Raw genomic sequence first — 25,440 nt, 5'->3', positions numbered from 1 at the left:
AAAATGCTTAAATAGAAATTTATGGGACAGCAGTGGGCGTGGCCTCCTTTTTTATTGGCTGTTCTGATGCCGGTAAGCGGCGCGGAGCCGTTATTTTTCCTGCATGCCTTTGGGCATATAAATAATGCGCGTCATCGACGCCATGTCATGCCAGCTGCGCTGACGTTTATCAAACAGCGCCCACCAGTAACCCAGACCAACAACAAGGATCGAGAAAAAGCCAACACCAGTGCGCAGCATACACTGGCTGATACGCATCTGTGGTTTGTACTCACTGACCAGCTTAATACGCCAGCTTTTCATGCCGATGGTCTGGCCGCCACGCAGCCAGGAGTGGGTGTAATAGAAAAAGCAGATAATGAACATTACCGAGTAATGGATAGACGCTGGAATGTTTCCTCCGGGAGGTTCGCCATTGGTTGCTACATAAATGCCAGTCATCACAAACTCTGCCAAAATAATCAGAGCAAATACTATCAGGCTATCGTAAATCATAGCGGCCAGCCGACGGTACAGCGGGGCGGTAGGGTAGTTCTGATCAGACATCGGTATTCCTGATTAATTAACAAGCGGCGGAATCATAGCAAACGGGCGCAGCGTCCTGAAGCAGAGACTGCAGCAGATCAAGACAGCGGCGTGCTATTGGCGGATAATGCAGGCAGTAAATTGCAAAGAAGAGTCAGCCGGGTCTGCACAGCCACAGACTGAACCGCTGGCAGCACAGCCAACAGACAGCTGACAAAACAGCTAACAGAACAGCTAACAGAACAACCAGGAGCGCAGAATCATGGTCAACTTAGGTGATATTCGCCGCCAGTACACTCAGGGCCGTCTTGATGAGGAAACAGCAGCTGATGATCCGATGACCCAGTTTCACGCCTGGTTTGAACAATACCGTGATACCGAACCTCTGGAGCCGACCATTATGACCGTGGCCAGCGTCGACAGTGAGGGTATGCCATGGCAACGGGTATTGTTGCTCAAGGCCTACGACGGTGATGGTTTCGTTTTCTTCACCAACTATGAAAGTAATAAAGGCCAGCATTTTACCAACACTGGTAAAGCCAGCCTGCATTTCTTCTGGATGGAGATGGAGCGTCAGGTGGAAGTTCAGGGCACAATCGAAAAAATCAGCCGCGAAGAGACCGCAGAATATTTTCACTCGCGTCCGCGCCAGAGCCAGTTAGGTGCCTGGGCATCCGCACAGAGCCGTCCACTGGATAATCGTGCGCAACTGGAACAGGCCTTCGCTGATGTGTCTGCTCAGTATGAAAACGAAGAAGTGCCGGTGCCGGATCACTGGGGCGGCTTCAGGGTGACACCAACGCGGATGGAATTCTGGCAGGGCGGTGAACACCGTCTGCATGACCGGGTTGAATATCAGCCTCAGGCTGATGGCAGTTGGAAAAAGCAGCGCCTGAATCCCTGATCTTTTAAGATCACAAAAAAACCGGCCAACGCCGGTTTTTTTGTGTCGTACCAATATTGCTCAGTCCAGATCTTGGATCTGGCTTTCGCTTTGGTCAATATAAGCACCGCCAAACAGAAATGCATGATTGAGCAGGTGATACAGCTGGTATAACGGCCGGCGACGTTCATAGCCTGCATCAAGCTCAGTCAGTGACTGATAACCCTGATAAAACTTCTGCGGAAAGCGGCCGAACAGTTCCGTCATGGCCAGATCCGTTTCGATATCGCCATAAGAGGAAGACGGATCGTACAGCACCGGGTAGGAAATCTGCCGGTCAGGGTTGAAGCCAATATTGCCGGACCACAGATCTCCGTGCAGCAGGGATGGGGCTGGTTGATGGCCGTTCAGCATGTCGGACGCTTTGCTCAGCGCGCGGGACATGCCGCGGATGCGCACACCGGTCTGCTGTAAGCGGTTAAACATCGGCTCCAGCCGCTGGGTTAGGTAAAAATCCGCCCAGTTGTCGTTCCAGCGGTTGTCCTGAGGTGTTTCTCCGCAATAGGTTGTCATGTCGAAACCGTAACCCTGCTCAGAGGTATGATTGTGCATCTGTGCCAGCTGCTGTCCGGCGGAAAACCAGTCACCGTGTACCGCCAGCGGTATGTGCTGCAATACGATGTAGGAAAGATCCGCGTCGGCGATAACACCGCTGGCCAGTGGTGCGCACACCGCGATGGTCTGGGTTGCCATCATCTTCAGAAGACAGGCCTGCTCAGCCTCAAAATGAGTGGCGTATTCCCGCCCCTGACATTTGATAAAGAAGGCTCCGGCTTCAGTCTGCACACTGAACTGACGTTGATTGCCATCCTGATGTTGGCTGAAACTGAGCAGCTTAACGGATGAAGGGAACAGCAGACCGCCCTGTACAGCGTCACTGAGCATCTGCCGGATCAGATCACTGGCATGGGCTTCCTGCCATTGCGGGGCGGATTGTTTATGAAGGGGGCGGACTGAAGACATTGTGCTTACCTCAGGCATTTTGCTCAGTGTAACGTCTGTCCTCAGAGCAAAATGCCAATCAGTTAACAAGGCTTCAGCGAACCATCACGCATTCATCCGGATATGGCTCAATCTGCCTGATTTTCAGCGGCCCAGGCCAGCAGCATGCTGTGTACCCGTTCATCGCAGGGCACATAGTTCATGGCTTCTGCTTCCGGGACCCCGTCGGACAGAATGTCACGGCAATGGCTTACTTCAAAACTCACGTCACGCCCACAGGCGTCGTAGAGTTTTTCCAGCATCTCACCGGCACGGACATCATCGTCAGCGTACAGATGCGGCTGTTCGAGATCGTTTTCCAGCTCACGGATCACAGACCAGATGGTCTCACCCAGCTGATACAGGGTATCCGGATTAATACCATGCAGATCCTGCAGTGATATATCCCAGTCGTCCCAGTCATCTTCTGGCTGAATCAGCGTGGTTTTGATCTGACCATCAGCCATGGACCAGGCGATAGCCACCGGATGGGCGTGCTCTTCCCAGGAGCTGCCATCGATGGCAATAAAATGGGGGTAGGACATAAAACACCATTGTCAGGGGATTAAGCGGCGAATCTACCCGCGCATCCTGAACTTGGCAATAGCAGCCTTGTTAAGAGCGACCTTGATAAAAGCGGCCTTGGCAAGTGCAGTCTGCGGGGTAGCAGTGAGAGAGCGCAATGCGGAGCTGTCAGCCGTGACGCGAGGTCGGGGTATTTTTACGGAATGCCCGTGGCGACATACCCAGCCAGCGCCGGAACGCCCGGCCGAAGTTGGAAGGGTCGTTATAGCCCAGCTGGTGGGCGATTTCTTCCACAGATGTGCGGGTTTCCATCAGCAGTTGCAGGGCTTTCTCCCGGCGTGCTTCATCAATAATATTCTGATAAGTGGTGTTCAGCTGGGCCAGTTGGCGGTTGACCGTACGCGGACTGGAGTTGAGCGTTCTGGCCATAACCGCCAGCGTCGGGTAGGCATTCATGCTGTCGATATTACGGCGGATCTGAGTCACCAGATCCTGACCGCGGTCGAGCTCGGCGAGTAACTTTTCACACTCTGCTTCCGCCAGACGCCGGGCCGTGGTGTTGGCGGTGGAAACCGGGGTGGCCAGCAGAAATGCGGGAATGCACAGCTGATTGTGCGGCTGATTAAACATCACCGGAATATCGAGGATATTTTCGTAGCACGACAGCGGCCGGCTGGGCGCGTCGGTGAATTTTGCCACGGCAGTCAGTTCTTCACTGTTCTGGGTCAGAAAGCGTGAAATGGTGACGAAGGTAGAAATAATATTCTGCACCACGAAGGAAAACGTACTGCGCATCGCCGCCAGATGGTTGATCTGGATAACAGCGGTGTCCTGATCATTGATAAAGCGGATATCCGCCAGCAGTGTGCGGGTACGGGCGTAACGGATCGCCAGAGACAGTGCCTGCCCCAGAGTATCGCTGGCAAGAATCGCAAAACCCAGAAAGCCATGGCTGGAAATACTCAGCCTGCGGCCATGTTCCAGGCCCAGTAACGGGTCGCCACTTAATGCCAGGGCGTTTTCAATCACCTTGTGATACTGCAGCGGCGAGATAAATTCCTGCGGTGAAGCCAGTACCCGGGCACTGAGTCCGGTGCCCTGTGCCAGTTGGCTGGTGGTAATTCCCTGTTGCGTCAGCATGTCGATCAGCTGCGCGAGATATTCCGTGCCGATAAAAGGCCGGTTGGCGGCAGACGAGGCCTGAACCGTTGCTGGCTGGAATTCCGTCATGCCTGGGCTCCTGCAAAATCCGGTTGATACTGGGTTAGTGACTGTTTTTATGGCGCGCTATGACCGGAAGGATGTCACGTTTTCCACTGTTACTCAATGTACCTTTAGGCCATAGTAGGCCGAGAACAAAAATAAAATCATAAATAAGAGGTAGACCCCGTGGACGTTTCTTTCTGGGACGGTAAGCGCGCGCCCGGCGTGCCTGACCAAATCGACCTGAAGCAGTACAACGCTGTTGTTGAAGTGATTGAACAGGCCTTTCAGCGCTACAGCGACCGGCCAGCTTTCACCAGCATCAATCACACCCTGACATACCGTCAGATCGACGATTACAGTGCCGCCTTCGCCGCTTATCTGCAGAATCACACCAGCCTGAAACCGGGCGACCGCATCGCGATCCAGATGCCGAATATTCTGCAGTTTCCCATCGCCATGTACGGTGCTCTGCGTGCCGGAATGATCGTGGTGAATACCAACCCGCTGTATACCGAACGGGAAATGCTGCATCAGTTTAACGACTCAGGTGCCAAGGCACTGGTCTGCATGGATGTATTTGCCCGCTCAGTGCAGAACATCCGCGCTCGCACCGGTCTGCAGCATGTGATTGTCACCCGTCTGGCCGACATGTTGCCGGCGCCAAAACGCATCCTGATTAATGCGGCGGCGAAATACATTAAAAAAATGGTACCGGCTTACAGTCTGCCGGATGCCGTGCGTTTCCGTACGGCGTTGAGTAAGGGCGCTGCCTGCCCGCGCTTCAGCGAAAATTACATGCGTAATCCGGATGACACCATCATTCTGCAATACACAGGTGGCACCACGGGTGTGGCCAAAGGCGCTGAGCTGACTAACCGCAATCTGGTCGCCAATATGCTGCAGTCCGGCGCTATTCTGCGTCAGGTCGATCCGGCCACTGGCGAGCGCATCAAACCGAATGTCGGCTCAAAAGTGGTAGCACCGCTGCCGCTGTATCACATTTATTCCTTTACCACGCACCTGATGGCGCTGTTTGAGCAGGGCGATCAGAGCATTCTGATCGCCAACCCGCGCGATACCGATATGTTTGTACGTATGATTAAGCCGCACCAGCTGACCGGCTTTATCGGACTGAACACCCTGTTTGTGTCGCTGCTGAATCACCCGGAATTTAAAAACTGCGATTTCAGTAAGCTCTGCCTGACGCTGTCCGGCGGTACTGCGCTGGTGGACAACACCGCAAAACGCTGGCGCGAGCTTACCGGCTGCGGTATTTCGGAAGCCTATGGGCTGACAGAGTGCTCTCCGGCTGTGTGTATGAATCCGGCTGGCGGTCTGGAACGTGACGGCACGGTGGGGCAGGCTGTTCCCGGCACTGCACTGAAATGCATCGATGATCAGGGGCAGGAAGTCGCCATTGGTGAGCGCGGTGAGCTGTGCGTTAAAGGTCCGCAGGTGATGAAAGGTTACTGGAAGCGGCCGGATGCTACTGCTGAAAGCTTTACCGAAGACGGCCAATGGCTGCGTACCGGTGACGTTGCTGTGATTGATGAAGACGGCTATGTGAAAATCGTCGACCGGATCAAAGACATGATTCTGGTGTCCGGCTTTAACGTTTACCCGAATGAAATTGAGGATGTGGTGGCAAAACATCCGGCGGTGGAAAACTGCGCTGTTATCGGTGTCAATGATGAAAAAACCGGTGAAGCGGTGAAACTGTTTATCGTTGCCTCGGACGCTAACGTTACCGTGGACGATATCAAACGTCATTGCCGGGAAAACCTCACTGCCTACAAAATGCCGCGTTATATTGAGTTCCGCACGGAGCTGCCGATGTCTCCGGTGGGCAAAATCCTGCGTCGTGAACTGAAAGATGAAGAAGCAGCAAAGCAGACAGAGCAAGCTTCGGTGGCCTAAACGTCGTATGCTGTAGCACTGACAGAGAAAGGAGATGCACACGCATCTCCTTTTTTTGTGCCTGCTTTTTCTGGCTTTTTTTACAGGCTTCTTTCCCTTGTTCCTTCCTGCGTTACTTCATTCGTCCTTCCTTTTTCTGGATTTCCGGACTCAGGTTTTCTGTTCAGGGTTCTTCTTCCGTCTTTTTGCTGAAAACTAAAAGTTACCTGCAGAACTGACATTACCCCTTCGACCCAGTGGCCAATGGCTGAATCCTGCCTGTCTGTGACACTCCTTACGAGATCAACGTGGTTTATGCCACCAGTGGACAGCATAGGCGCCTGGTGGCTGATGGGCTTAATTGCAGAGCAAACGGTTTCGGCAGCGCTTTTAACAGGTTAGCCGCAGAGGAATGTATATGATTCAGTACAAAGCACCTTTAAAAGATATTCAGTTTCTGATTAACGATGTCTTTGATTTTCAGAAACATTATCAGCAGGTACCGGGAGGGGAAGAAGCAACCCCGGAAATGGTGGATGCAATTCTGGGTGAAGCTGCCCGCTTCAGTGAGGAAGTTATATCTCCACTGTATCAGTCTGGGGATAAAGGCTGCCTGTTCCGTGACGGTGAAGTGACAACGCCGAAAGGTTTTCGTGAAGCCTATGGTCAGTATGTGGAAGGCGGCTGGCAGGGGATGTCAGCACCGGTGGAATATGGTGGTCAGGGGCTGCCGCTGTCGTTGGGGGTGATTAAATCCGAAATGATCGGCACAGCTAACTGGTCCTGGGGTATGTACCCGGGATTATCGCTGGGCGCTATGAACACCATTTATATGCACGGCACGGAGCAACAGAAGCAGACCTATCTGGTACCTCTGACAGAGGGACGCTGGACCGGCACCATGTGTCTTACCGAGCCTCAATGTGGCACGGATCTAGGTCAGGTTAAAACCAAAGCTACGGCGAACAGTGATGGCAGCTATAACCTGAGCGGAACCAAAATTTTTATTTCGTCCGGCGAGCACGATCTGACTGAACAGATTGTGCATATTGTGCTGGCGCGTCTGCCCGATGCACCGGAAGGAACCCGGGGTATTTCGCTGTTTATCGTGCCGAAATTTCACGTCAATGACGATGGCTCATTGGGTGACCGTAATCCGGTTTACTGTGGTTCCATTGAAGAGAAAATGGGGATTCACGGTTCATCCACCTGCGTTATGAATTTTGATGGTGCCCGGGGTTTTCTTATCGGTCCGGAAAATAAAGGGCTGATGTGCATGTTTACCTTTATGAACACTGCCCGGATCGGTACCTCCATTCAGGGCATCGGTGCGGCGGAATTATCCTTTCAGGGTGCTTTACCATATGCACGGGAGCGTCGTTCCATGCGTTCATTAAGCGGCACAAAACATCCGGATAAAACTGCGGATGCTCTGATTGTTCATCCCGATGTACGGCGCATGCTGCTGACTCAGAAAGCCATTGCAGAAGGCGGACGGGCCATGCTGTATCACGCGGCGCGTCTGGCGGACATGATGATGGCGGCGCACAGTCGTGGCGATCAGCATGGCTACGATGCTTACGACGATAAACTTGGTTTTCTGACCCCGGTACTGAAAGCCTTCCTGACCGAACTGGGTTATGAAGCCGCCAACCATGGCGTTCAGGTGTATGGCGGGCATGGTTTTATTAAGGAATGGGGAATGGAGCAGATTATCCGTGATGCACAGATCTCCAAACTGTATGAAGGGACGACCGGAGTACAGGCACTGGATCTGCTGGGGCGAAAAATTCTGTTGGGCAAACTTAAATCGTTTAATGAATTCCGCCATGAAGTGAATCAGTTTATTAAGCAGCATAACAACCGCAGTGAAATGAAGCCTTTTATAAAACAGCTGAAGCGTTACATGCTGCGCTGGCGTATCGGTACTTTCCGTGTGGCTTATAAAGCTGCCAGAAACCGCGATATGGTTGGCGCTGCATCGTACGATTATCTGATGCAGTCCGGTTACGTCATTATGGGGTATTTCTGGGCGCAGATGGCCGATGCCGCTTATACCGCGCTGAAAGCAGGTAAAGGTGACGCCGATTTTTATAAAACCAAAATTCAGACTGCAGAGTTTTATTACGACCGTATGATGCCAAGGGCCAGAGCTCATAACAAAATGATGCTGAAGGACCCGGCGTCACTGATGCAGATTGCTGAGGAGCATTTCAGCCTTTAAGCCATCGGCTGTCGCTTTTCTGCAGCCGGTGTCGTTATTTTTAACGCCTGATTAATGATTGCGAATGCTCAGCAGTAACGTCAGGCTTTGCTCATTTTCTGCCTGTTCGGTCGTCAGCTGGCCCTGGAACCGTGTGCTGACAAGGTGTTCACACAGACTGTCGATGTCTCTGTCGGCAATGCTTATTCCTGTCATGGATTGCGTTGCCGATTGATTGTTCTGGCCGCTATGGGTGGCCTTTATTTCAATCATGCCACGGTTCAGTTTGAGACCGATGGAACAATCTGAGGCGGAGACATTGCGGCATTTTCTCAGGACCAGATGGTTAAGCAGAAAATAAAAAACGTCAGGATTTTCTTCAATAATCAGTGAAAATGGTAAATCCGTTATTGGCTGTTTATCAGCCTCAAATGTTTGTTCTGCCCAGCGCCGGATCAACAGTGCCAGATCGATACTGCTGGATGGGCTGCTTTCCGAAACGCTCAGATATTCCATAAATGCCTGAATCCGCGGGCGGGTTTCTGCGTCAGTTAACGGCTCCAGCTGGTGGAGTTGTTTCAGCAACAGCTGATTGATTTCTTTCTGCGATTCGCTGGAGTAATGGCTGGCCGTGCGTTCAAGATCCTGTTCCAGCTTACGAATGGTCGCTTTTGATCTGAGTTGCTCGTTATAGAGGTCTTCAGTGCGGGCGGTGACTTTGTTCTCCAGCGAGAGCGTCAGCTCGCGGGATTGTTCCAGCGCCAGCTGTTCCTGAGTGCGGTCGACGGTACAGATCATAATTTCGGCCGGACGCGTATCACGGTAGCGTGATATCTGCAGAGTGATTTCCAGATAGCGGCGGGTTTGCTGGAAATCACGGATCCAGATGAGGTCATGGACGCGGCTTAGACGTCCGATAAACAGCTGGTTGATACGCTCACGTTGCTGCACCGATTCGGGCCCTTCAATCCGGTTCACCAGTTCGTTAATCGGGTGACGTACAGACTCCAGTTCCAGTTCGGTGGTGGCGAGGTGGCCGGCAAAATGACTGTTGCTATCCAGCTTGTTGGCTTCAGCATTGTAGGTGCAGAAGCCAATGCCAGCGTTATCGACAGCGATGGTCAGCTGATTACGGGTGTGCTCAAGCTGCTGATGTGACTTTTTCTGCTCTTCAATATCCTGGCGCAGACGCATCAGCATCTGGTGGATAGCCTGATTGACGGCTGAAATTTCATCGTTGCGCCGGTGCTTTAATAACGGCCCTTTGGGGGTATCCAATGAGAAATCCTGCGCCCATTCGGCCAGGGCATACAGGCGCCTGGTGATCAGCTGATGGACGATAAACAGCAGGAATATGGAAATGGTAAAGGTCTTTACAAACTGGGTGAGGAGAATATTCACCGTTTGGTCGGTTAATTCCTGATGCAGCTGAGAATAGTCCAGGCTGATGTGCAGCACGCCCAGAGGGTAGTGTTCGGTCGGTGTGTCGTAGGAAAGGCCAAACTGATGGTGCTGATCAACGTGGTTATAGACATTGCCGGAGCTGTACAGCACCTCGTCGTTGTTTTCTATGTAGGTATACACAACACCGGGAAAGTTGAGAATGCCGTGCAACTGGGCATCAATCTGATTGGCATCGAAATTCCACAGACTGTAACTGAGACTTTTACGGTAGCTGTTCTCAATCTGTTCCAGATTTTCGTCATATTGCTGTAATCCGCGCTGATAGTCCGAATAGAGGATATAGAACAGAGACAGCAGGGTAATGACAAAGCTGAATGCCAGTACAGAGGTAAGCAGTTGTCTTCCCAGGGCCGTTGAGTATCTGAACATGGAACCGTTGCTGTCAGGTAAAGGTAAAGTAGCCTAACTATAGCCTGATTTTACGGGCACCGGCCATGAAATGGGGGGGAATCTTTAGTCGGCTGGCAGAACCGGAAAACTGTGTGCCATGCAGATAGGTGTTTTGGCCGTTGCGGTGACAAACTTGACTTGGCACAAGGTTTCTATGGCTATAAAAACACCCGTTTTTATTTCTTGATTTGTGTCAAACAGAACAATCATCAATCCGTTACTCTGCACCCATCAACTCAGAGAGCACAAATGAAGGAGTGCATAATGAAACTGTTGAAAACTCTGTTAGCAACTGCTGTAGCTGTTTCTGCAATGCCAGCCATGGCTTATGAAGCCGGCGATTTTATGATTAAAGCTGGTGTTATTAACGTAAGCCCTAAAGACGACAACAGTGCTGATCTGGGTGGTGGTGCCCGAGTTCAGATTGAAGACGATACTCAGCTGGGTCTGACTTTCACCTACATGATCTCTTCTCAGATTGGTCTGGAAGTTCTGGCTGCTACTCCGTTCACTCACGAAGTGAAAATTGATGGCATGGGTAAAGTAGGTGAAGTAAGCCACCTGCCACCAACCGTATCTCTGCAGTACTACCCAATGTCTCCTGAGTCTGCCATTCAGCCATACGTCGGCGTTGGTATTAACTACACTTTCTTCTTCGACGAAAAAGACGCAGTTAACCACGTAGACCGCAGCACTGGTGCAGCATTCTCTGTTGGTGCTAACTACAACATCGACGATAACTGGATGGCTAACGTCGCTGTATGGAAAATCGATCTGGATGCAACTGCTCAGACCGCTCTGGATGCTGTTGATCTGCATGTTGATCCATGGGTTGTTCTGGTGGGTGGCGGTTACAAGTTCTGATCGACTGTACCGTATAAGCCCTCTGAAAAAGCCACGCATTGCGTGGCTTTTTTATTTCTCTTTTTGCTGCTTTTGCTACATTTTCTGCGTTATTGCGTTCTTTACGAAGGATCTTGTGTTAACGATCCTTTGATCAGTTTTCTTCGCTGGCAAGATCGGTCCTTGTATCTTCCAGTCCAAGGACCCCGCGTTTGAATTGAGCTGACACCGGGTGTTCGCCAATCCAGATACGCATCAGTGCATCGAACAGATCCTTACCCTCGATTTCCCCCTTGATGTCCGAGTTTATAACGATTCGGGATACCTGCCGTTCCGGCACGTATTCCACATAGCCAACGTCACCACGAACTATTCTGATATCAAACATCTCAACCAGCCGCTGTAATCTGGCATCCATCGCGTTGGCTTCTTCTTCAGTCAGATTCAGTTGCAGTGATTCGTACATCGCCGTTGCAATCCGGCGCCCGCTGACGCGGTTGACCAGGATGTGATAAACCAGTCGTTTGCTGGTGTTCTGTGCGATCAGCGCCTGCGGGTCATGGCCGGGATTTTCGATGTACAGCAGGCCGGCGTAGGCATCAACCAGATAGTACATGGTGCGTATGGCAGCTCCGTTCAGGCGCATTTCATTATGCTCTGCTGTGGCCGGGATGATTTCCGGGAATTCGTAGCCAGTCAGGGCGCGGGCATTGCTGTGGCAGGGGAGTGTGAGTGCTGCCAGCGGCAGCAGAGCAATGGTTGTGATCCGTTTCAGAGAACGAAGGTTAAGTCTGGTTTGAGGGGGATGGGGGTTAATCTGATGTGGGGTAATCTGACGGGTGAACAGAAGGGTTAACTGACGGGGTATAAGGGTCCTTGTCATGGCTGACTCCGTTTTTATTCTTATTAAGTCAGGCTCACTGTATGTTCGCTTTTTGTACAGATCAAGAGATCACAGTACGGGAGCCAGCAATCGGCTCAATCGGCTCAGAAATATCTGCCACCAGTGGCTCGGTACCTGCGTAGGTACGGAATTGGCGAAGTCTTTTTCCAGCATAGCTTTTACGTCACAGGCCAGGTCTTTATCCTGTACCAGAGCACCCAGCTCAAAGTTGATCCGCAGGGAACGACTGTCGAGATTTGAGCTGCCGATATAGCTCCATTCATCATCAATCAGAATCACTTTCTGGTGCAGAAAGCTTTTACGGTAACTGAAAAACTTCACTTTGCAGCGGCTCAGTGGCTCGATGAAGGATGCCATCGCCAGTTGCACCAGGCGGTTGTCATTCTTCTCGGGAATCAGAATGCGCGTATCGACACCGCGCAATGCCGCCAGCTGCAGGGCCACCTGCAGACTCTGGTCGGGGACAAAGTAGGGGCTGACCAGCCAGCAACGGTGGCGGGCCTTGTGAATCAGATGAGTGAACACCAGGCTGGCACTCTCATTTTCATCAGCCGGGCCGGTCGGAATGGTCATCACATCACAGTTGCCGTCTTTGCGCGGTGTCTGCCACTGAATGTCCGGTACCGCCTGGGTTGCCCAATACCAGTCTTCGGTGAAGGCCAGCTGGCAGGCCAGTACCGCAGGGCCGGATATTTCCATGTGTGTGTCGCGGATGCTGTCGCCGGTGACGTAGGCTTCATCGACGTTATAACCACCAACAAAGGCATACTGACCATCGCAGATAACCAGCTTACGGTGATTACGGAAGTTCAGCTGCAGGCGGTTACGCAGCTGCAGGGGATTGAAGCGGGATACCTGCACACCGGCGTCTTTCAGGCGGTTCAGGTAGCTGCGGCTGATACCGTGACTGCCGATTTCATCGTACAGCAGATACACCGGCAGTCCTTCCCGGGCTTTATCACACAGGTAGCTGGCCAGCTCCACGCCGAGATGATCGTCGTTCAGAATGTAGTATTGCACGCAGATGTAATGGCGGGCTTCACTGATGCGGGTGAAAATCCGTTCGAAGGTGTCTGGCCCCGTGGTCAGCAGACGGCAGGCGTTGCCGCTGGTCGGTGGCACACGCAATAACGGTATCAGGGCCTGAGTCAGCGGGGTTGGTTCAGCCCGGCTTTCACACAGGGCGGCCTGTATTTCTTCACCGATAAAGCTCAGGGAATGATCGCCGTGGCGGCGGGCTTTAAGGTAGCCGTGTAAACGGCGGCTGCCAAAGAAACTGTAGAGGGGAAGGCTGATGACCGGCATCAGCAGCAGGGCCATCACCCAGGCAATCGTGCCCTGGGCAGTGCGGCTTTTCAGTAATGCATCCACCGCCGCCACCGCGCCAAGGGCATACACAACAACCGTCCAGTGCCACCACTCAAACATTGCTATGCAGCCCCCGCTGGGAAAAGGTAAATCAGAGTCCGACCAGACGCATAAACTCGTCGCGGGTTGCCTGACTGGAGCGGAAATCGCCCAGCATAACTGAGGTACGCATCATGGAATTCTGCTTCTGCACACCGCGCATCATCATGCACATATGCTGTGCTTCGACGATCACGCCAACGCCACGACAGCCGGTCACTTCCTGCACCGCTTCAGCGATCTGTTTGGTCATGTTTTCCTGAATCTGCAGGCGACGGGCAAACATATCAACGATACGGGCAAATTTGGACAGGCCCAGTACCTGACCATCCGGCAGGTAGCCTATATGACAGCGGCCGATAAATGGCAGCACATGGTGTTCACACAGAGAGTAGAACTCAATGCCCTGAACCACGACCATCTCGTCGTTGTCGCTGGTGAATACGGCGTTATTGATGACCTCTGTAAGGTTGGTCTCATAACCACTGGTCAGGAACTGCATGGCTTTTGCAGCGCGTTTCGGTGTATCGAGCAGGCCTTCACGTTCGGTGTCTTCACCCAGTCCGGCCAGTACCTGACGGTACAGAGATTCTAAATCTGACATGTTTATTCCGTTGTTATCGATCAAAGGGATCGTCAATACCCGATGATTCTACTCAAATTTTAAAAACTTATACAGACTCGATGTCTTGTATAACAAAATCCGGACCCAGACAGCCCTGATTTATTACGTCACTCAGGGCGCTAAGGTAGTTTATTGCCCCTTGTGGTACCTGATGGCGATCTGTCCAGTAGCAGTTCAGAGCACCTTTACTGCTCAGTTCTTCACTGCCGGGCAGCAGACTGGCCACCCGCCGGGCAATGGCTTCTCCGGAATCGACCCAGTGGATATGCGGCCAGAGCTGCTCCAGTTGTTCCCGCAGTAACGGGAAGTGGGTGCAGCCTAAAACCACATGGCTCATGGCGGGCACAGTATTACTGTTGTGTTCGATCCAGCTTTTCAGGTGTTCCCGCAGTTGTGCCTGCCGTTGCGCAGAGGGCTCATCATTTAACAGCCACTCTTCAGCCCAGCGCACCAGTTCACTGCTGCCGAAACGACTGACCTGGCAATGGCCGGCGAAGTCGCGGATCAGATCATCGGTATACGAACGGTTGACCGTTGCCGGCGTCGCCAGCAGCCCAATATGACCACTGCTGCAATGGCTGGCTGCGGTTTTGATTGCCGGCACGACGCCAACCACCGGGATGTTCAGTACTTCACGCAGGGCAGGCAACGCCAGTGTGCTGGCGGTGTTGCAGGCAATTACCAGAACGCCGGGACTGAGCTCATCAACCGCAGCCTGACAGACATCCAGTACACGCTTAACCAGAACCTCATCGCGTTTGATTCCGTAGGGAAACGCCGCGCTGTCCATCAGATAGTTCAGCGTCAGTCCGGGCGAGCGCTTGCGGATCTGCTGCAGAACACTGAGGCCGCCGACTCCGGAGTCGAAAACCAGAACGGATGGATTCATGAATGGTCAGTCAAATAAAAGAAAGCAGTTTAACAAATTATGGCGATGCGCTGAATAACGCCGGGCCGTTACCGCAAAATGAATCATAATTCCGTCAGTAGTGACATAAACAGGCGGAATGACAGGAATATTCTATACTTGTTGCCTGTGTCACAGGAGACAGACCCGGTGGATTTAGAAGAACTATTGGCAAACGCCCGGCGCAATGAAGCCTTATTGCGGCGTTTACAGGCATTTGAATTACAGCTTTTGTCCTGCCAGACATGGTTCGATCTGCTGACCCTGTTACTGGATGGTCTGCCTGCTCAGTTCGAACTGGATGCCGTAACGCTGAAAGTCTGTGATCCGGATGGCGAGTTGAAAGCGTCCATGCTGCAGTCGCTGGATCTGGAACAGGCGGTATTGCTGAATCAGCTGGATTTTCAGGGGCGGGTCCCGATGATTTCCGCCGGCCCGGTTGCTCCGCCTCCACCCTGGCGCACCGGACTTGCATTGCCGTTGCTGCGTAACGACGTTTATCTCGGACAACTGCGCCTGTATTCCCGTCATGCTGACCGCTTTCAGAGCGGTATGGCAACGGATTTTATGCAACATCTGGCGGCGGTGGTTGCAGCCTGTCTGTTTATGGTGAAACAGACAGAAGAAACTGCCCGCCAGGCTTTAACCGATCCTCTCACCGGCGCTGAAAACCGTCGCGGTTTTGAACGTGCCTATCAGCGTGAGTGGGCGCGGGGGCAGAGGCAATATCACGTCTTTGCCATGGTACTTTTCGACCTTGATCACTTTAAACAGGTCAATGATGTGCACGGCCATGTTACTGGCGACCGTGTGCTGAAAACCCTGTGCCGGTCACTGAAAGGCATTATGCGCCCGACGGATCATATCGGGCGTCTTGGCGGTGAAGAATTTGCCTTATTGTTACCCGGCTGCCAGCCGGATCAGTTACCGGCGGTTGCAGCCCGGGTTACGGAATGCATCCGCGCGATGGAAGTGGTCAACGATGTTGGCAAGCGGGTGCCGGTAACCGCTTCCGGCAGTTACCTTTGTCTGACACCTCATCCACAGCAGCAACTTGAGCTGAGCAGGATTGTCGAACACATGGACACCTATCTTTATCAGGCCAAAAATAATGGCCGCGATCAGTTTATCTGCGCCGAACAGTGACCTGCATCAGAGCGTCATAGTGATGTCGGCGTAGAGTAAAAATATCAGTCAGAAAAGGAGTACGCATGGGCGACAGCAACGAGCGTCATCTGCCGTTAATTATTCCGGCAGTGGAAGAACAAGAGGAATCCACTCTGCATCTGCCGTACGGCAAGCGTATGAGCCGTGACGACTATGAGCGGGAAAAACAAAGCCTGCAGATTGAATTATTGAAAATGCAGAGCTGGGTGAAAGAGACGGGTCAGAAGATCGTTATCGTCTTCGAAGGCCGGGATGCCGCCGGTAAAGGGGGCACCATCAAGCGCTTTATGGAACACCTTAACCCCCGTGGTGCCCGTGTAGTGGCGCTGGAAAAACCCAGCGAGACCGAAGCGTCACAATGGTATTTTCAGCGTTATATTAAACATCTGCCAGCGAAAGGCGAAATGGTATTTTTCGACCGCTCCTGGTACAACCGCGCCGGTGTCGAGCGGGTGATGGGCTTCTGTTCCAATAACGACTATCTCGAATTTATGCGCGAAGTACCTGAGCTGGAACGTATGTTTGTGCGCTCCGGTATCCGCCTGGTTAAATTCTGGTTTTCGGTCAGTCGCCATGAACAGCTGCGACGTTTTCAGAGCCGTCAGGTTGATCCGCTGAAACAGTGGAAACTGAGCCCGATAGATCTGGCATCGCTGGATAAATGGGACGACTACACCGAAGCGAAAGAAGCCATGTTTTATTACACCAATCACATGGATGCTCCGTGGACAGTGGTGCGCTCGGATGACAAAAAACGCGCGCGGCTGAATGCCATGCGTTGTGTGCTGAGTCAGCTGGATTACACCAATAAATCGACGACGCTGGATCTGACGCCTGATCCGCTGATTATTCAGCCGGCGACTCAGGCGATGGATTGCTGAGCCGGGTTGTCAGTATCTGCGCAATTAAGCGTTCATGAATAAAGTGCCGGGAGGTATGAATGCAGGATCGTCCACACCACAAACACGCGGAAAAAATCGTGCAGCAGTTCCGTACAGAGCTGGGCGAGGAGTTGTGTCAGAAGATCGGGGATTATCCGTTCGGCACGCTGTCCATTCTGATCGAATCGGCCATTAACACCAGTGTTATGGCTGCCGTCGAAGAGACCATCAAAGATTTTGATGAAGCACTGGCGCGGAGTCGTACCCGCGCCAGAGGATTGCACAAATAACAGGTCGGCCGGCGTCATGGCCGGCAGATTGTTAGTGTACTGTTTTACTGAGCTTTAAATGTCAGTGTGAACGACACAGGCACAGTGGTTGCGATATGTTGCAGTTTGGCGATATCGCGCAGTTTATTAATGCCTTCCACCAGACCAAATTCTGATGCCTGCAGCAGCACAGGTTGCGCGCTGCTGACAACAATTGAGCCATCTTTTGCCGGGGTGATGATCACTTTGGCCGGCATGCTTACTTCATGACCATGAAGAGACAGGCTGGCGGTGATGTCAGCTTCTGTAATAGCACCGGATTGTGCTTTTTTCAGCAGCGCCGGATCAACGCTGGTGGTCAGTGTTGCTTTGCTGAACTGGTCAACATCAAACAGCATTTTCTGCATGCGTTCATCACGGATTTCAATGCCGGTATTCACGCTGGTCAGGTCAATGACCATGGTGGCTGACCCTTTCTCTGTCAGCGTACCTGTTACCGAATTGAAGCGATGAACTTCGGTAATGCTGGAGTTTTTTGTACTCAGAAATGAGACGTTGGACGGAGCGGTTATCTCCCAGTCAGCGTGACTGAGAGAAGCAAGCAGTGCGGAACATAAAATCAGAGAGCGCATACTAAGTACCTTTATATTTTAATGGTTAATTCTGACGCTTCAGCCTGACTTATGATTATTGAAGAAGCGTGACATTCGGGAATTGGTGTCTGCAAAGCCATTTGAGTTCCTGACGGATGCTGGCCTGATTGTCTTCTTCCAGCGTCAGCCGCTTTTTATCAATGGCGAACTGCTGCTTTGGTGTCAGTGCCTTGTAGGCTTCAAGTATTGGCATATCCGAGGTGGCGCTGTGGTGACTGCGGACGGCTGTCAGTTCACTGGCCTGCCAGGTAACCGGATCGAGTGCCGTCACCAGATAGTGCAGCCGCATTACGCCCTCAGTTATTTCGCATTGTTCTTCAACCACGGAGCGGGAGATAAAGCGGATGTCCTGCAGTAAGTCCTGCTGGCGTTTGCGCAGATTCATTTCCGCCAGCGCTTCTTCTTCTTTTTGCAGCGCTTCTGTTTGTTTAACGCGGCGCAAGAGATGTAAGGCGTAGGCGCCGAGGCTGGCGATAATAAGAAGGGCGAGGGCCAGCAGTACAATGTAGGTGGTTGTCATGAAACGCTCCGGTGATCAGAGACGTTATGATAACGCCCCGCGAGCGGTTACTTAAGCCCGCAGTTTATAAGGAAAAGTAAATTCCTTCGGCAGTCAGAACGGCAGTCCGGTCAGTTGCAAAGCCGGCAGTGCTTATCATCAGGGGATACCGACCCCTCACGGTAGCGCACCCGCAGGCGCGGACCACTGCGATGGGCTGCGACTTCGTAGCGGCTGTCGCGGCAGGAGGTCTGTGCAACAGTCTCTGCCTGCGGGTGGTCTGTCGATCGCGTTTTGTGTTCAGGATTCTGTTTCATTGCTGATGTCTCCAGCGTTGCAGTACAGGCTGTTGAGGACACGGATAATGCGGTCGGCCTTGTCATCGCTGAGCTGGTAGTAGACGTTCTGCGCACAGCGGCGGGTATGCACCAGATGTTCGCCTCTCAACCAGGCAAGGTGTTGCGACAGGGCGGACTGGCTGAGTGGCAGGCATGCGGACAATTCACTGACAGACACTTCGCCACGGCGCAGGCAGCAGAGAATATTCAGCCGGTGCTCATTAGCCAGAGCCTTCAGCAGGCGCACGGCTTCCTGGCGATGCTGTTCGAGAGCTTCGTAGTCCTGCAGTGCGGGTTGGGTGGGTTTCTGATCCGACATAGGCTGATACTTCCGATCAATGACAGTGGTCAGTATATATCAAATATTGCTACATAAGAATATTCTAATATAATGATCGGAACGGATAATCAGGAGAGACATCATGGCTCATCAGATTGAGAGCTTCTTCCACGAGGAAACCTTCACCTTCACCCATCTGCTGGTTGACGAAGGCAGTGGTAAGGCCGCACTGATCGATCCTGTGCTGGATTTTGATCAGAAATCCGGTCGCACTTCCACAGGCTTTATCGACGCTATCCTCAATCGTGTCAGTGAGCGGAAGCTCAGCCTGCAATACGTGCTTGAGACCCATGCCCATGCCGATCATCTGACCTCGGCGGACTATATTCGCGGCCAGACCGGAGCGGCGATTGTGATCGGGTCGCCTATCACAACCGTTCAGGGCACCTTTAAAAAGATCTTTAACGAAGGTGAGCGTTTCGTTGCTGACGGCCATCAGTTTGATCACCTCATTGAAGACGGTGAAGAGCTGCTGTTAGGTTCCACCCATATTAAAGCGATCGCCACGCCCGGACATACGCCGGCCTGTCACAGCCTGCTGGTGAATGACAGTGATGTGTTTGTTGGCGATACCATTTTTGCCCCGGATGTCGGCAGCGCCCGCTGTGATTTTCCGGGCGGTGATGCCGGAACCCTGTGGGATTCCGTGCACAAGCTGATGGCATTGGGTGACGATGTGGTGATTCACCTGTGCCATGATTACCCGCCGGAAGGTCGACCGGTTACGTCAGCGGTGACCGTTGGCGAACAACGTCGCAGCAACATTCATATGAAGGACGATGTCAGCCGCGATGAGTTTATCCGCATGCGCAGCGAGCGTGATGCGGGGCTGGAAATGCCACGCCTGATACTGCCGTCACTGCAGGTGAATATCCGTGCCGGTGCTTTGCCGGAAGCTGAGGATAACGGTGTGGCTTATCTTAAATTGCCCCTCAATCTGCTGTAATCAGCGCGCTGTTGGTGCCGGTTCTGCGTTGCATTTGGCTGAATTTATATTAGGCTGAATGTATCCAAACCAAAAGGAATAAGGCCATGCTGGCGAACAATCGCTGGGTGAGGGCAACCGGTACGCTCAGGGACCGGCCCATCAGTATCCAATACCGCGAAGACTGGCGGGCGGTTAAAGACGCCGGCCAGCTGCCACTGTGCGTACAGATTGCCTGGACCGCAGAGCACATTGATGAGCAGACCGGTTTCCCTGATCTTAAGGAGCAAAGCCGCATTCTGGCGTTCAATGAGCATCTGCAGACTTGCCTGGAAGCAGATGGTAACGCCGTGGTGACCATGATGCTGACCAATAATGGCACGAATCAATGGGTCATCTATTGCCGCGATCTGGAATTACTGCAGCAGGGGCTGGATGCGATTCCAACCACTGATGGTCTGTATCCGATTGAAATTGTTGCTGATGAGGACCCTGAATGGAGCACGTTTGTGCAGGTCTTCGAGGTGATTAAAAAAGACGACTGAGCAGTAAATTACTGGCCGTCTTTTTCCTCTTTCAGCGCTTCTTCGCGCAGACGCCGCTCTTCTTCCAGGGCGGCGATTTCCGCTTCTACCAGCACTGGGTTCTCCAGCGAAATCTTACCTATCTTACCCGCACGTAATTCATGCAGCGTGAGTTCCGCCGCTTTGTGCAGATCGGCGATACCACCCGGTTTCAGGCAGCCACGTTTGGCGGCAACCGTTTCCAGTGCTTCGCTGGCGCTGGCCGGTAAGGCTTTGAATTTGTAACGTGCAGACAGGGCATCCGGATAATGCTGCAACAGATAGCCCAGTGCGTGGGTGGCGACGTCTGTGTATTCCATGGCGGTATCTTTGACCGCACCACTGGCAGCCAGCCGGTAGCCTGAATTTTCATTTTCAAACTTGGGCCACAGGATTCCCGGAGTATCGGACAGCACCAGCCCGTTTTTCAGATCAATCATCTGATTGGATTTGGTCACTGCCGGTTCGTTACCGGTTTTGGCGATGTAGCGTCCGGCCAGTGCATTGATCAGAGTGGATTTACCAACGTTCGGAATCCCCATGATCATGATGCGGATAGCCTGTTTTTTCTCTGCGCGCGCCGCCCCCAGCTGCTTACACAGAGTAATCAGCTTCTTCACCTGATTGCGGTCTTCGGCTACCAGCGGCAGGGCTTTGGTGTTCATCTGACTGTCGAAGTAATCCACCCATTGGCGGGTTACCTCAGGGTCGGCCAGATCGGCTTTGTTCAGTACCTTGATGCAGGTTTTGTCCGCGCGCAGTTCATCAACCAGAGGGTTGGTACTGGACCAGGGCAGGCGGGCATCGAGAACTTCCACCACCAGATCAATGCCAGGCATGGCCTCGCTGATCTTCTTGCGGGCTTTGTTCATGTGTCCGGGGAACCATTGAATGGCCATAGTGACGCTTTCCGATTGACGACTGAATGAAAGGGCGGCACATTGTAAAGCAAGGGAGCACAGGTACAAGTGCCCACTCACTCTCAGGCGCGGTCGCCGTGTAAGCCGCGACCGGCCGGGGGAGACACAGAGCTGTCACAATGACGTATTAATCTCTTCCGTGTTCGTTGCGGGTGATTGTGGTCGGATTGGAGACATGTATGGATCTCTTACCTGAAGACATTGCCGAGACCGTGAAGAAGCAGGGCCGTCAGGCATCTGCCACCGTTTCCGGTCGCCGGCGATCGGGGTTTCTGCTGGGTAACCGCTTTGTATTCTCAGATGACCATGAGGTTCTCTGGATGCAGGCCGGGCCGGGGGAATTCCGTGAGCTAAGAATCTGGCGTAAGTAAAGACATTACGCCAGGCATAAAAAAAGCCCGCAGGGCGGGCTTTTCAGCAGGCTTTCATCAAGCCAGTACTTTGTTTGACGGCACTCAGCTGCCAAACATAGAGACTTTCGCGTCTTCTTTGTGCTCAGTTGCGCTTTCTTCCGGCGCCGCTGCGCTGTCATCTTCTGCCTGATCGTCAGCAGCGGTCATCTCATCGCTTTCAGAGTTTTCTGCCTGTTCTGATTGTTGCAGCTCAGAGTCGGTACTATCAGTGCTGATGTCGGTGTCGTAGCTGTTATCATCATCTGCGTCATCACTGTCATCGTAATCTGAGCTGTCGTCTTCCTGGGTCACAGGCGCTTTGGCCGCTGCTTTCTGTGCTGCCTGCTGCTGTTCCAGCATTTTGGCTTTCTTACGTTCCAGCTTGGTGATCTGGCGGTCGTGGTTAGCCCACACACCGGCTTTCACTTCCACATTGGCTACGCCGTTTTCTTCAGCGATCTCATCGGCCAGTTTACGCGCTGCATCATCAGCATCGCGGGCGATCAGTTTACGTTCACCAGCGTCCAGGCGGGCGAACAGATCGATCAGGGCATTGGAGAGGACTTCCTGAGCGACTTCATCACGGGTTTTGCGGAAGCGGCGCGCGATGACATTCAGCATGGCCAGATCGTTGGCATCCAGGCGCATGGTGAGGGCAGCCAGAGTCTGCTCTATTTCACGTTGCGCTTTTTCTTCCTCGTAGTAGCGGTCGATCAGAGACTGTGTGCTGGTAGTGTCAAAATCCTGCATGTTTGGCTTCCGTCAGGTTGGTTGGTCAGAGTGTTCTTTAGGAGACCGGATACTGTATAGGCTTACAGCTTTTTCATCAATAGCGCTCAGCCGCCTGCGGTCGTTTTGTCAGCCGCTTCGCATGCACTTGAGCGGTGACTTGAGCGGTGAATGGAAGACGCTGGTGCTTTGCCCTGTGCCGGCGGTAATTTATAGTAATGGCCAAATTAAGGAGCATGTTATGAGCATTGAAGAAACTATTAAGTCCAAAGTGGCAGCGCTTAATCCACAGCATCTGGAGCTGATCAACGAAAGCCACGATCATGCCGGGCCGGCCACGGATTCTCACTTCAAGCTGGTTCTGGTCAGCGATGAATTCGACGGCAAGCGTGTGGTAGCCCGCCATCAGTCGGTCTACAAAATTCTTGCTGATGAACTGGCCGGTCCGGTGCATGCTCTGGCGCTGCATCTGTATACACCAGCAGAATGGCAGGATGCTGAAGTTCCGGCCTCACCAAACTGTCAGGGGAAGCACTGACAGCAGGTTATACTCCGCGGCGGCCATCCGGCCGGAATGGCCGCAGCGAACCTTGAGCGCAGACAGCAGGGCAGGCATGCTCGGGACATGATGTTTGTCCGGAATCCGTTATGTCACTGCTGTTGTCCTTTCCCCGCCAGCGTATCCCTGCTGTTTTCTTCGTTTGCTTTATTGCCCTGACCGCTTTGGGCCTGTCTGCTTCAGCGGCAGTCCGGGCCGACGGTAAAAATGCCGAGTGGCAGCTGCGCAAGTCGGAAGATGGAATTGACGTCTATACCCGATCTGTCGAAGGCTCTGAATTACAGGAATTCCGCGCAGAAATGGTGCTTGCAACCCGGCTGCAGTCGCTGGTTGCGCTGGTGGAAGACAGCAGTGCCGCGCCACGCTGGATTTATCAGTGCCGTGCTCTGGAATTGATTGAGCAGAATTCCCCCACCGATAAACTCTTTTATATGGTGACGGATGCGCCCTGGCCGGTAAGTGATCGTGACAGTGTCTTCCGCAGTCTGCTGATTCAGGATGAGACCTCAGGGGCCATTACGATTGAGATGGAAGCCAATGCCGATGCTTTTCCGGTGGTGGAGGAGTTTCTGCGTATACGCCAGATGCATGGTTTCTGGCAGTTCATCCCGCAGGATGATGGCATGGTAGAAGTCATCTATCAGGTGCATGCAGAACCGGGTGGCGGTATCCCGGCCTGGCTTGCCAATCGTGTGGTGGTGGACAACCCGTACGAAACATTACGGAATATGCGGAACCTGGTACAGGAAACCGTCTATCGGCAGGCTGTTTTAGGCCATATTCACGAGATGGCCCAATTGAATGATAACTGACTGCGATTGAGCAAATTCATAGTTTTGTATCAATGTTGTCATTCTCCTGTAACAAAACCTTCATAAAGTGCGCGGCAAACTCATCTAGTGAATTGGACGCCATGAATTTCCGCGCACACATTCTGCCCTTTATCCTTTCTTTGTTTTCTGTTGCCGTCCACGCTGCGCCGGCGCCTTTCTCTGATGATCTGGGTGACGGTGACAACCGTATCCTGACAATCCATGGCTCGAACACCATTGGTGCTGAGCTGGCGCCCAACCTGGCGAAAGCCTGGTTACAGGCTAAAGGTGCTGAGGATATCCGTACTTCCGCCACCGGCGTGGAAAACGAAATGCTCATTACCGGTCAGGTGGGTACCCGCAGCCAGGTATCAGTGAAGGTTGCCGCCCACGGCTCCGGCACAGGCTTTACCGGATTAAAAAGCGGTGATGCTGATATTGCAGCGGCTTCGCGTCCGGCGAAAGATAAAGAAGTCGCTCTGCTGCAAGGCATGGCGGACATGCGCAGCCCGGCCAGCGAGCATATTGTTGGCATCGACGGTCTGGCGATCATCGTTAATCCGAATAATCCGGTGGCGGATCTCAGCGTGGAACAGATTGCTCAGATCTTCTCCGGTGGTTACACCGACTGGGCCGAAGTCGGCGGTATGTCGGGTCCGATTCATGTGTACGCCCGGGATGATAAATCCGGTACCTGGGACAGCTTCAAAGGCATGGTGCTGGGCAAGCATTTCAAGCTGATTGATTCTGCCAAGCGCTACGAATCCAACGCCGAACTGTCCGATGCGGTCAGCAGCGACGTAGGCGGTATCGGTTTTGTTGGCCTGTCATCTGTGCGTCAGTCAAAACTGTTGTCAGTATCGGATGGTGCTGCCAAATCCCTGATGCCGAATAAGCTGACAGTTGCCACAGAGGACTACGCGCTTTCCCGTCGCCTGTATATGTACACCGACGATACTCCGGCCAATCCTTACGTTGGTGAATTTATTCAGTTCGTGACCGAAAATCAGGGCCAGCAGATCGTTGCGGACACGGGTTTTATTTCACAGGAAGTGAAAGCCGTTATGCCGGAGTCTTACGCTGAACTGCCGGCGGATTTCCGCGAAATTACCGCCGATGCGCAGCGTCTGACCATTAATTTCCGCTTTTACGAAGGCAGCGCCAAGCTGGATAACAAGGCCCTGCGTGATCTCGATCGTCTGGTGCACTACGTGCAGGAACATCCGCAATCGGAACTGGTTCTGGTGGGCTTTGGTGATAACAAAAAGGATGAAGCCCGTTCCGATCTGTTATCCAAACTGCGCGCGATGGCTGTACGTCGTGAGCTGGTGCGCAAGGGGATTTATCCTGAGGCGTCACTGGGTTATGGCGCTAATATGCCGGTGGCTTCACTGACCGGAAACGACGGTAAAACCAAAAACCGCCGGGTGGAAGTGTGGGTTCGTCATGCTTCTGCTGCCGCAGGTTCCGTTATCTCCGGCGCAGATGTGGCGGATTCCGGACTGTAAGCTGCGGACTTTGCCTGTCTGACGACATAAAAAAACTCGGCATTGCCGCAATGCTGTTCACTTAAG

The 25,440-nt window shown here is 52.8% G+C and carries 27 protein-coding genes; 13 read left to right on the top strand and 14 right to left on the bottom strand.

Annotated elements, in window-relative coordinates; genetic code table 11:
• Window positions 1–90 precede the first annotated feature (90 nt).
• Window positions 91–546 carry an RDD family protein gene (locus B2Z72_RS15135; RefSeq protein ID WP_296981430.1) on the bottom strand — a complete coding sequence of 152 codons (456 nt, stop codon included), beginning with the start codon at window positions 544–546 and terminating at the stop codon, window positions 91–93.
• Window positions 547–787: 241 nt separating this feature from the next.
• Here B2Z72_RS15135 and pdxH point away from each other — a divergent pair, with 241 nt between their 5' ends.
• The gene (gene pdxH, locus B2Z72_RS15130) at window positions 788–1,429 is read left to right on the top strand and encodes a pyridoxamine 5'-phosphate oxidase (protein WP_296981433.1); all 642 of its coding nucleotides are present in this window, start codon (window positions 788–790) and stop codon (window positions 1,427–1,429) included.
• Between the two features lie 60 nt (window positions 1,430–1,489).
• On the opposite strand, the gene B2Z72_RS15125 is transcribed toward pdxH, so the two are convergent.
• The 3 genes from B2Z72_RS15125 to B2Z72_RS15115 form a co-directional block, all read right to left on the bottom strand.
• Window positions 1,490–2,431, bottom strand: a complete 942-nt coding sequence (locus B2Z72_RS15125; protein ID WP_296981434.1) for a fructosamine kinase family protein — start codon at window positions 2,429–2,431, stop codon at window positions 1,490–1,492.
• A gap of 107 nt (window positions 2,432–2,538) precedes the next feature.
• Window positions 2,539–2,994 carry a hypothetical protein gene (locus B2Z72_RS15120; RefSeq protein ID WP_296981436.1) on the bottom strand — a complete coding sequence of 152 codons (456 nt, stop codon included), beginning with the start codon at window positions 2,992–2,994 and terminating at the stop codon, window positions 2,539–2,541.
• Window positions 2,995–3,142: 148 nt separating this feature from the next.
• Window positions 3,143–4,204 carry an AraC family transcriptional regulator gene (locus B2Z72_RS15115; RefSeq protein WP_296981437.1) on the bottom strand — a complete coding sequence of 354 codons (1,062 nt, stop codon included), beginning with the start codon at window positions 4,202–4,204 and terminating at the stop codon, window positions 3,143–3,145.
• Window positions 4,205–4,363: 159 nt separating this feature from the next.
• Between B2Z72_RS15115 and B2Z72_RS15110 the strand changes: the two genes are divergently transcribed.
• Together B2Z72_RS15110 and B2Z72_RS15105 are read left to right on the top strand one after the other, a co-directional pair.
• Complete coding sequence (locus tag B2Z72_RS15110; protein WP_296981439.1) at window positions 4,364–6,097, top strand: AMP-binding protein; 1,734 nt, start codon at window positions 4,364–4,366, stop codon at window positions 6,095–6,097.
• 397 nt (window positions 6,098–6,494) lie between these two features.
• Complete coding sequence (locus B2Z72_RS15105) at window positions 6,495–8,300, top strand: acyl-CoA dehydrogenase C-terminal domain-containing protein (protein WP_296981440.1); 1,806 nt, start codon at window positions 6,495–6,497, stop codon at window positions 8,298–8,300.
• Between the two features lie 51 nt (window positions 8,301–8,351).
• Here the strand turns inward: B2Z72_RS15105 and B2Z72_RS15100 are convergent, their stop codons facing one another.
• Entirely contained in the window at window positions 8,352–10,112 is a 1,761-nt protein-coding gene (locus B2Z72_RS15100) for a hypothetical protein (protein WP_296981441.1), read from the bottom strand.
• Window positions 10,113–10,397: 285 nt separating this feature from the next.
• Between B2Z72_RS15100 and B2Z72_RS15095 the strand changes: the two genes are divergently transcribed.
• Window positions 10,398–10,997, top strand: coding sequence for an OmpW/AlkL family protein (locus B2Z72_RS15095; RefSeq protein WP_296981444.1), 600 nt, complete (start codon window positions 10,398–10,400; stop codon window positions 10,995–10,997).
• A 133-nt stretch (window positions 10,998–11,130) separates the two neighbouring features.
• Here B2Z72_RS15095 and B2Z72_RS15090 read toward each other — a convergent pair whose 3' ends face one another.
• The 4 genes from B2Z72_RS15090 to murI form a co-directional block, all read right to left on the bottom strand.
• On the bottom strand, window positions 11,131–11,859 hold the full coding sequence (locus B2Z72_RS15090) for a chalcone isomerase family protein (protein WP_296981445.1): 729 nt from the start codon (window positions 11,857–11,859) through the stop codon (window positions 11,131–11,133).
• A gap of 69 nt (window positions 11,860–11,928) precedes the next feature.
• Complete coding sequence (gene cls / locus B2Z72_RS15085; protein WP_296981447.1) at window positions 11,929–13,308, bottom strand: cardiolipin synthase; 1,380 nt, start codon at window positions 13,306–13,308, stop codon at window positions 11,929–11,931.
• A 31-nt stretch (window positions 13,309–13,339) separates the two neighbouring features.
• On the bottom strand, window positions 13,340–13,891 hold the full coding sequence (folE, locus tag B2Z72_RS15080; RefSeq protein ID WP_296981448.1) for a GTP cyclohydrolase I FolE: 552 nt from the start codon (window positions 13,889–13,891) through the stop codon (window positions 13,340–13,342).
• A gap of 67 nt (window positions 13,892–13,958) precedes the next feature.
• Window positions 13,959–14,801, bottom strand: coding sequence for a glutamate racemase (gene murI / locus B2Z72_RS15075; RefSeq protein WP_296981449.1), 843 nt, complete (start codon window positions 14,799–14,801; stop codon window positions 13,959–13,961).
• A 168-nt stretch (window positions 14,802–14,969) separates the two neighbouring features.
• On the opposite strand from murI, the gene B2Z72_RS15070 reads away from it, so the two are divergent.
• The 3 genes from B2Z72_RS15070 to B2Z72_RS15060 all read left to right on the top strand — a co-directional run bounded on the left by B2Z72_RS15070 (window position 14,970) and on the right by B2Z72_RS15060 (window position 17,157).
• Window positions 14,970–15,965 carry a GGDEF domain-containing protein gene (locus B2Z72_RS15070; protein ID WP_296981450.1) on the top strand — a complete coding sequence of 332 codons (996 nt, stop codon included), beginning with the start codon at window positions 14,970–14,972 and terminating at the stop codon, window positions 15,963–15,965.
• A 65-nt stretch (window positions 15,966–16,030) separates the two neighbouring features.
• Window positions 16,031–16,867 carry a polyphosphate kinase 2 gene (gene ppk2, locus B2Z72_RS15065; RefSeq protein WP_296981452.1) on the top strand — a complete coding sequence of 279 codons (837 nt, stop codon included), beginning with the start codon at window positions 16,031–16,033 and terminating at the stop codon, window positions 16,865–16,867.
• Between the two features lie 59 nt (window positions 16,868–16,926).
• Window positions 16,927–17,157: a hypothetical protein gene (locus tag B2Z72_RS15060; protein ID WP_296981453.1), complete on the top strand. Its 231-nt coding sequence runs from the start codon at window positions 16,927–16,929 to the stop codon at window positions 17,155–17,157.
• Between the two features lie 44 nt (window positions 17,158–17,201).
• Here the strand turns inward: B2Z72_RS15060 and B2Z72_RS15055 are convergent, their stop codons facing one another.
• The 3 genes from B2Z72_RS15055 to B2Z72_RS15045 all read right to left on the bottom strand — a co-directional run bounded on the left by B2Z72_RS15055 (window position 17,202) and on the right by B2Z72_RS15045 (window position 18,945).
• Window positions 17,202–17,768 carry a YceI family protein gene (locus tag B2Z72_RS15055; protein ID WP_296981455.1) on the bottom strand — a complete coding sequence of 189 codons (567 nt, stop codon included), beginning with the start codon at window positions 17,766–17,768 and terminating at the stop codon, window positions 17,202–17,204.
• A gap of 55 nt (window positions 17,769–17,823) precedes the next feature.
• Window positions 17,824–18,309, bottom strand: a complete 486-nt coding sequence (locus tag B2Z72_RS15050) for a DUF2489 domain-containing protein (RefSeq protein ID WP_296981456.1) — start codon at window positions 18,307–18,309, stop codon at window positions 17,824–17,826.
• Window positions 18,310–18,588: 279 nt separating this feature from the next.
• Window positions 18,589–18,945, bottom strand: coding sequence for an ArsR/SmtB family transcription factor (locus B2Z72_RS15045; protein ID WP_297005211.1), 357 nt, complete (start codon window positions 18,943–18,945; stop codon window positions 18,589–18,591).
• A gap of 103 nt (window positions 18,946–19,048) precedes the next feature.
• Here B2Z72_RS15045 and B2Z72_RS15040 point away from each other — a divergent pair, with 103 nt between their 5' ends.
• The gene (locus B2Z72_RS15040) at window positions 19,049–19,912 is read left to right on the top strand and encodes an MBL fold metallo-hydrolase (protein WP_296981460.1); all 864 of its coding nucleotides are present in this window, start codon (window positions 19,049–19,051) and stop codon (window positions 19,910–19,912) included.
• 86 nt (window positions 19,913–19,998) lie between these two features.
• A complete protein-coding gene (locus tag B2Z72_RS15035) occupies window positions 19,999–20,436 on the top strand; it encodes a DUF695 domain-containing protein (RefSeq protein WP_296981463.1) in 438 nt (145 codons plus the stop codon).
• A gap of 8 nt (window positions 20,437–20,444) precedes the next feature.
• Here B2Z72_RS15035 and ylqF read toward each other — a convergent pair whose 3' ends face one another.
• Window positions 20,445–21,353 carry a ribosome biogenesis GTPase YlqF gene (ylqF, locus tag B2Z72_RS15030; protein WP_296981465.1) on the bottom strand — a complete coding sequence of 303 codons (909 nt, stop codon included), beginning with the start codon at window positions 21,351–21,353 and terminating at the stop codon, window positions 20,445–20,447.
• Between the two features lie 200 nt (window positions 21,354–21,553).
• Between ylqF and B2Z72_RS15025 the strand changes: the two genes are divergently transcribed.
• A complete protein-coding gene (locus B2Z72_RS15025) occupies window positions 21,554–21,745 on the top strand; it encodes a hypothetical protein (RefSeq protein WP_296981467.1) in 192 nt (63 codons plus the stop codon).
• Window positions 21,746–21,829: 84 nt separating this feature from the next.
• On the opposite strand, the gene B2Z72_RS15020 is transcribed toward B2Z72_RS15025, so the two are convergent.
• Complete coding sequence (locus B2Z72_RS15020) at window positions 21,830–22,516, bottom strand: hypothetical protein (protein ID WP_296981470.1); 687 nt, start codon at window positions 22,514–22,516, stop codon at window positions 21,830–21,832.
• Window positions 22,517–22,736: 220 nt separating this feature from the next.
• On the opposite strand from B2Z72_RS15020, the gene B2Z72_RS15015 reads away from it, so the two are divergent.
• From B2Z72_RS15015 to B2Z72_RS15005, 3 genes are all read left to right on the top strand, one after another.
• Window positions 22,737–23,033: a BolA family protein gene (locus B2Z72_RS15015; protein WP_296981472.1), complete on the top strand. Its 297-nt coding sequence runs from the start codon at window positions 22,737–22,739 to the stop codon at window positions 23,031–23,033.
• Between the two features lie 110 nt (window positions 23,034–23,143).
• A complete protein-coding gene (locus B2Z72_RS15010; protein WP_296981473.1) occupies window positions 23,144–23,866 on the top strand; it encodes an START domain-containing protein in 723 nt (240 codons plus the stop codon).
• Window positions 23,867–23,967: 101 nt separating this feature from the next.
• Window positions 23,968–25,374 carry a phosphate ABC transporter substrate-binding/OmpA family protein gene (locus B2Z72_RS15005; protein WP_296981475.1) on the top strand — a complete coding sequence of 469 codons (1,407 nt, stop codon included), beginning with the start codon at window positions 23,968–23,970 and terminating at the stop codon, window positions 25,372–25,374.
• The last annotated feature ends 66 nt before the right edge of the window (window positions 25,375–25,440 follow it).

The organism is Thalassolituus sp. UBA6592, from assembly GCF_002433655.1.
GTDB lineage: Bacteria > Pseudomonadota > Gammaproteobacteria > Pseudomonadales > Oceanobacteraceae > Venatoribacter.
Note: the sequence above shows the minus strand (reverse complement) of the source record. Positions and strands in the feature narration are given on the sequence as shown.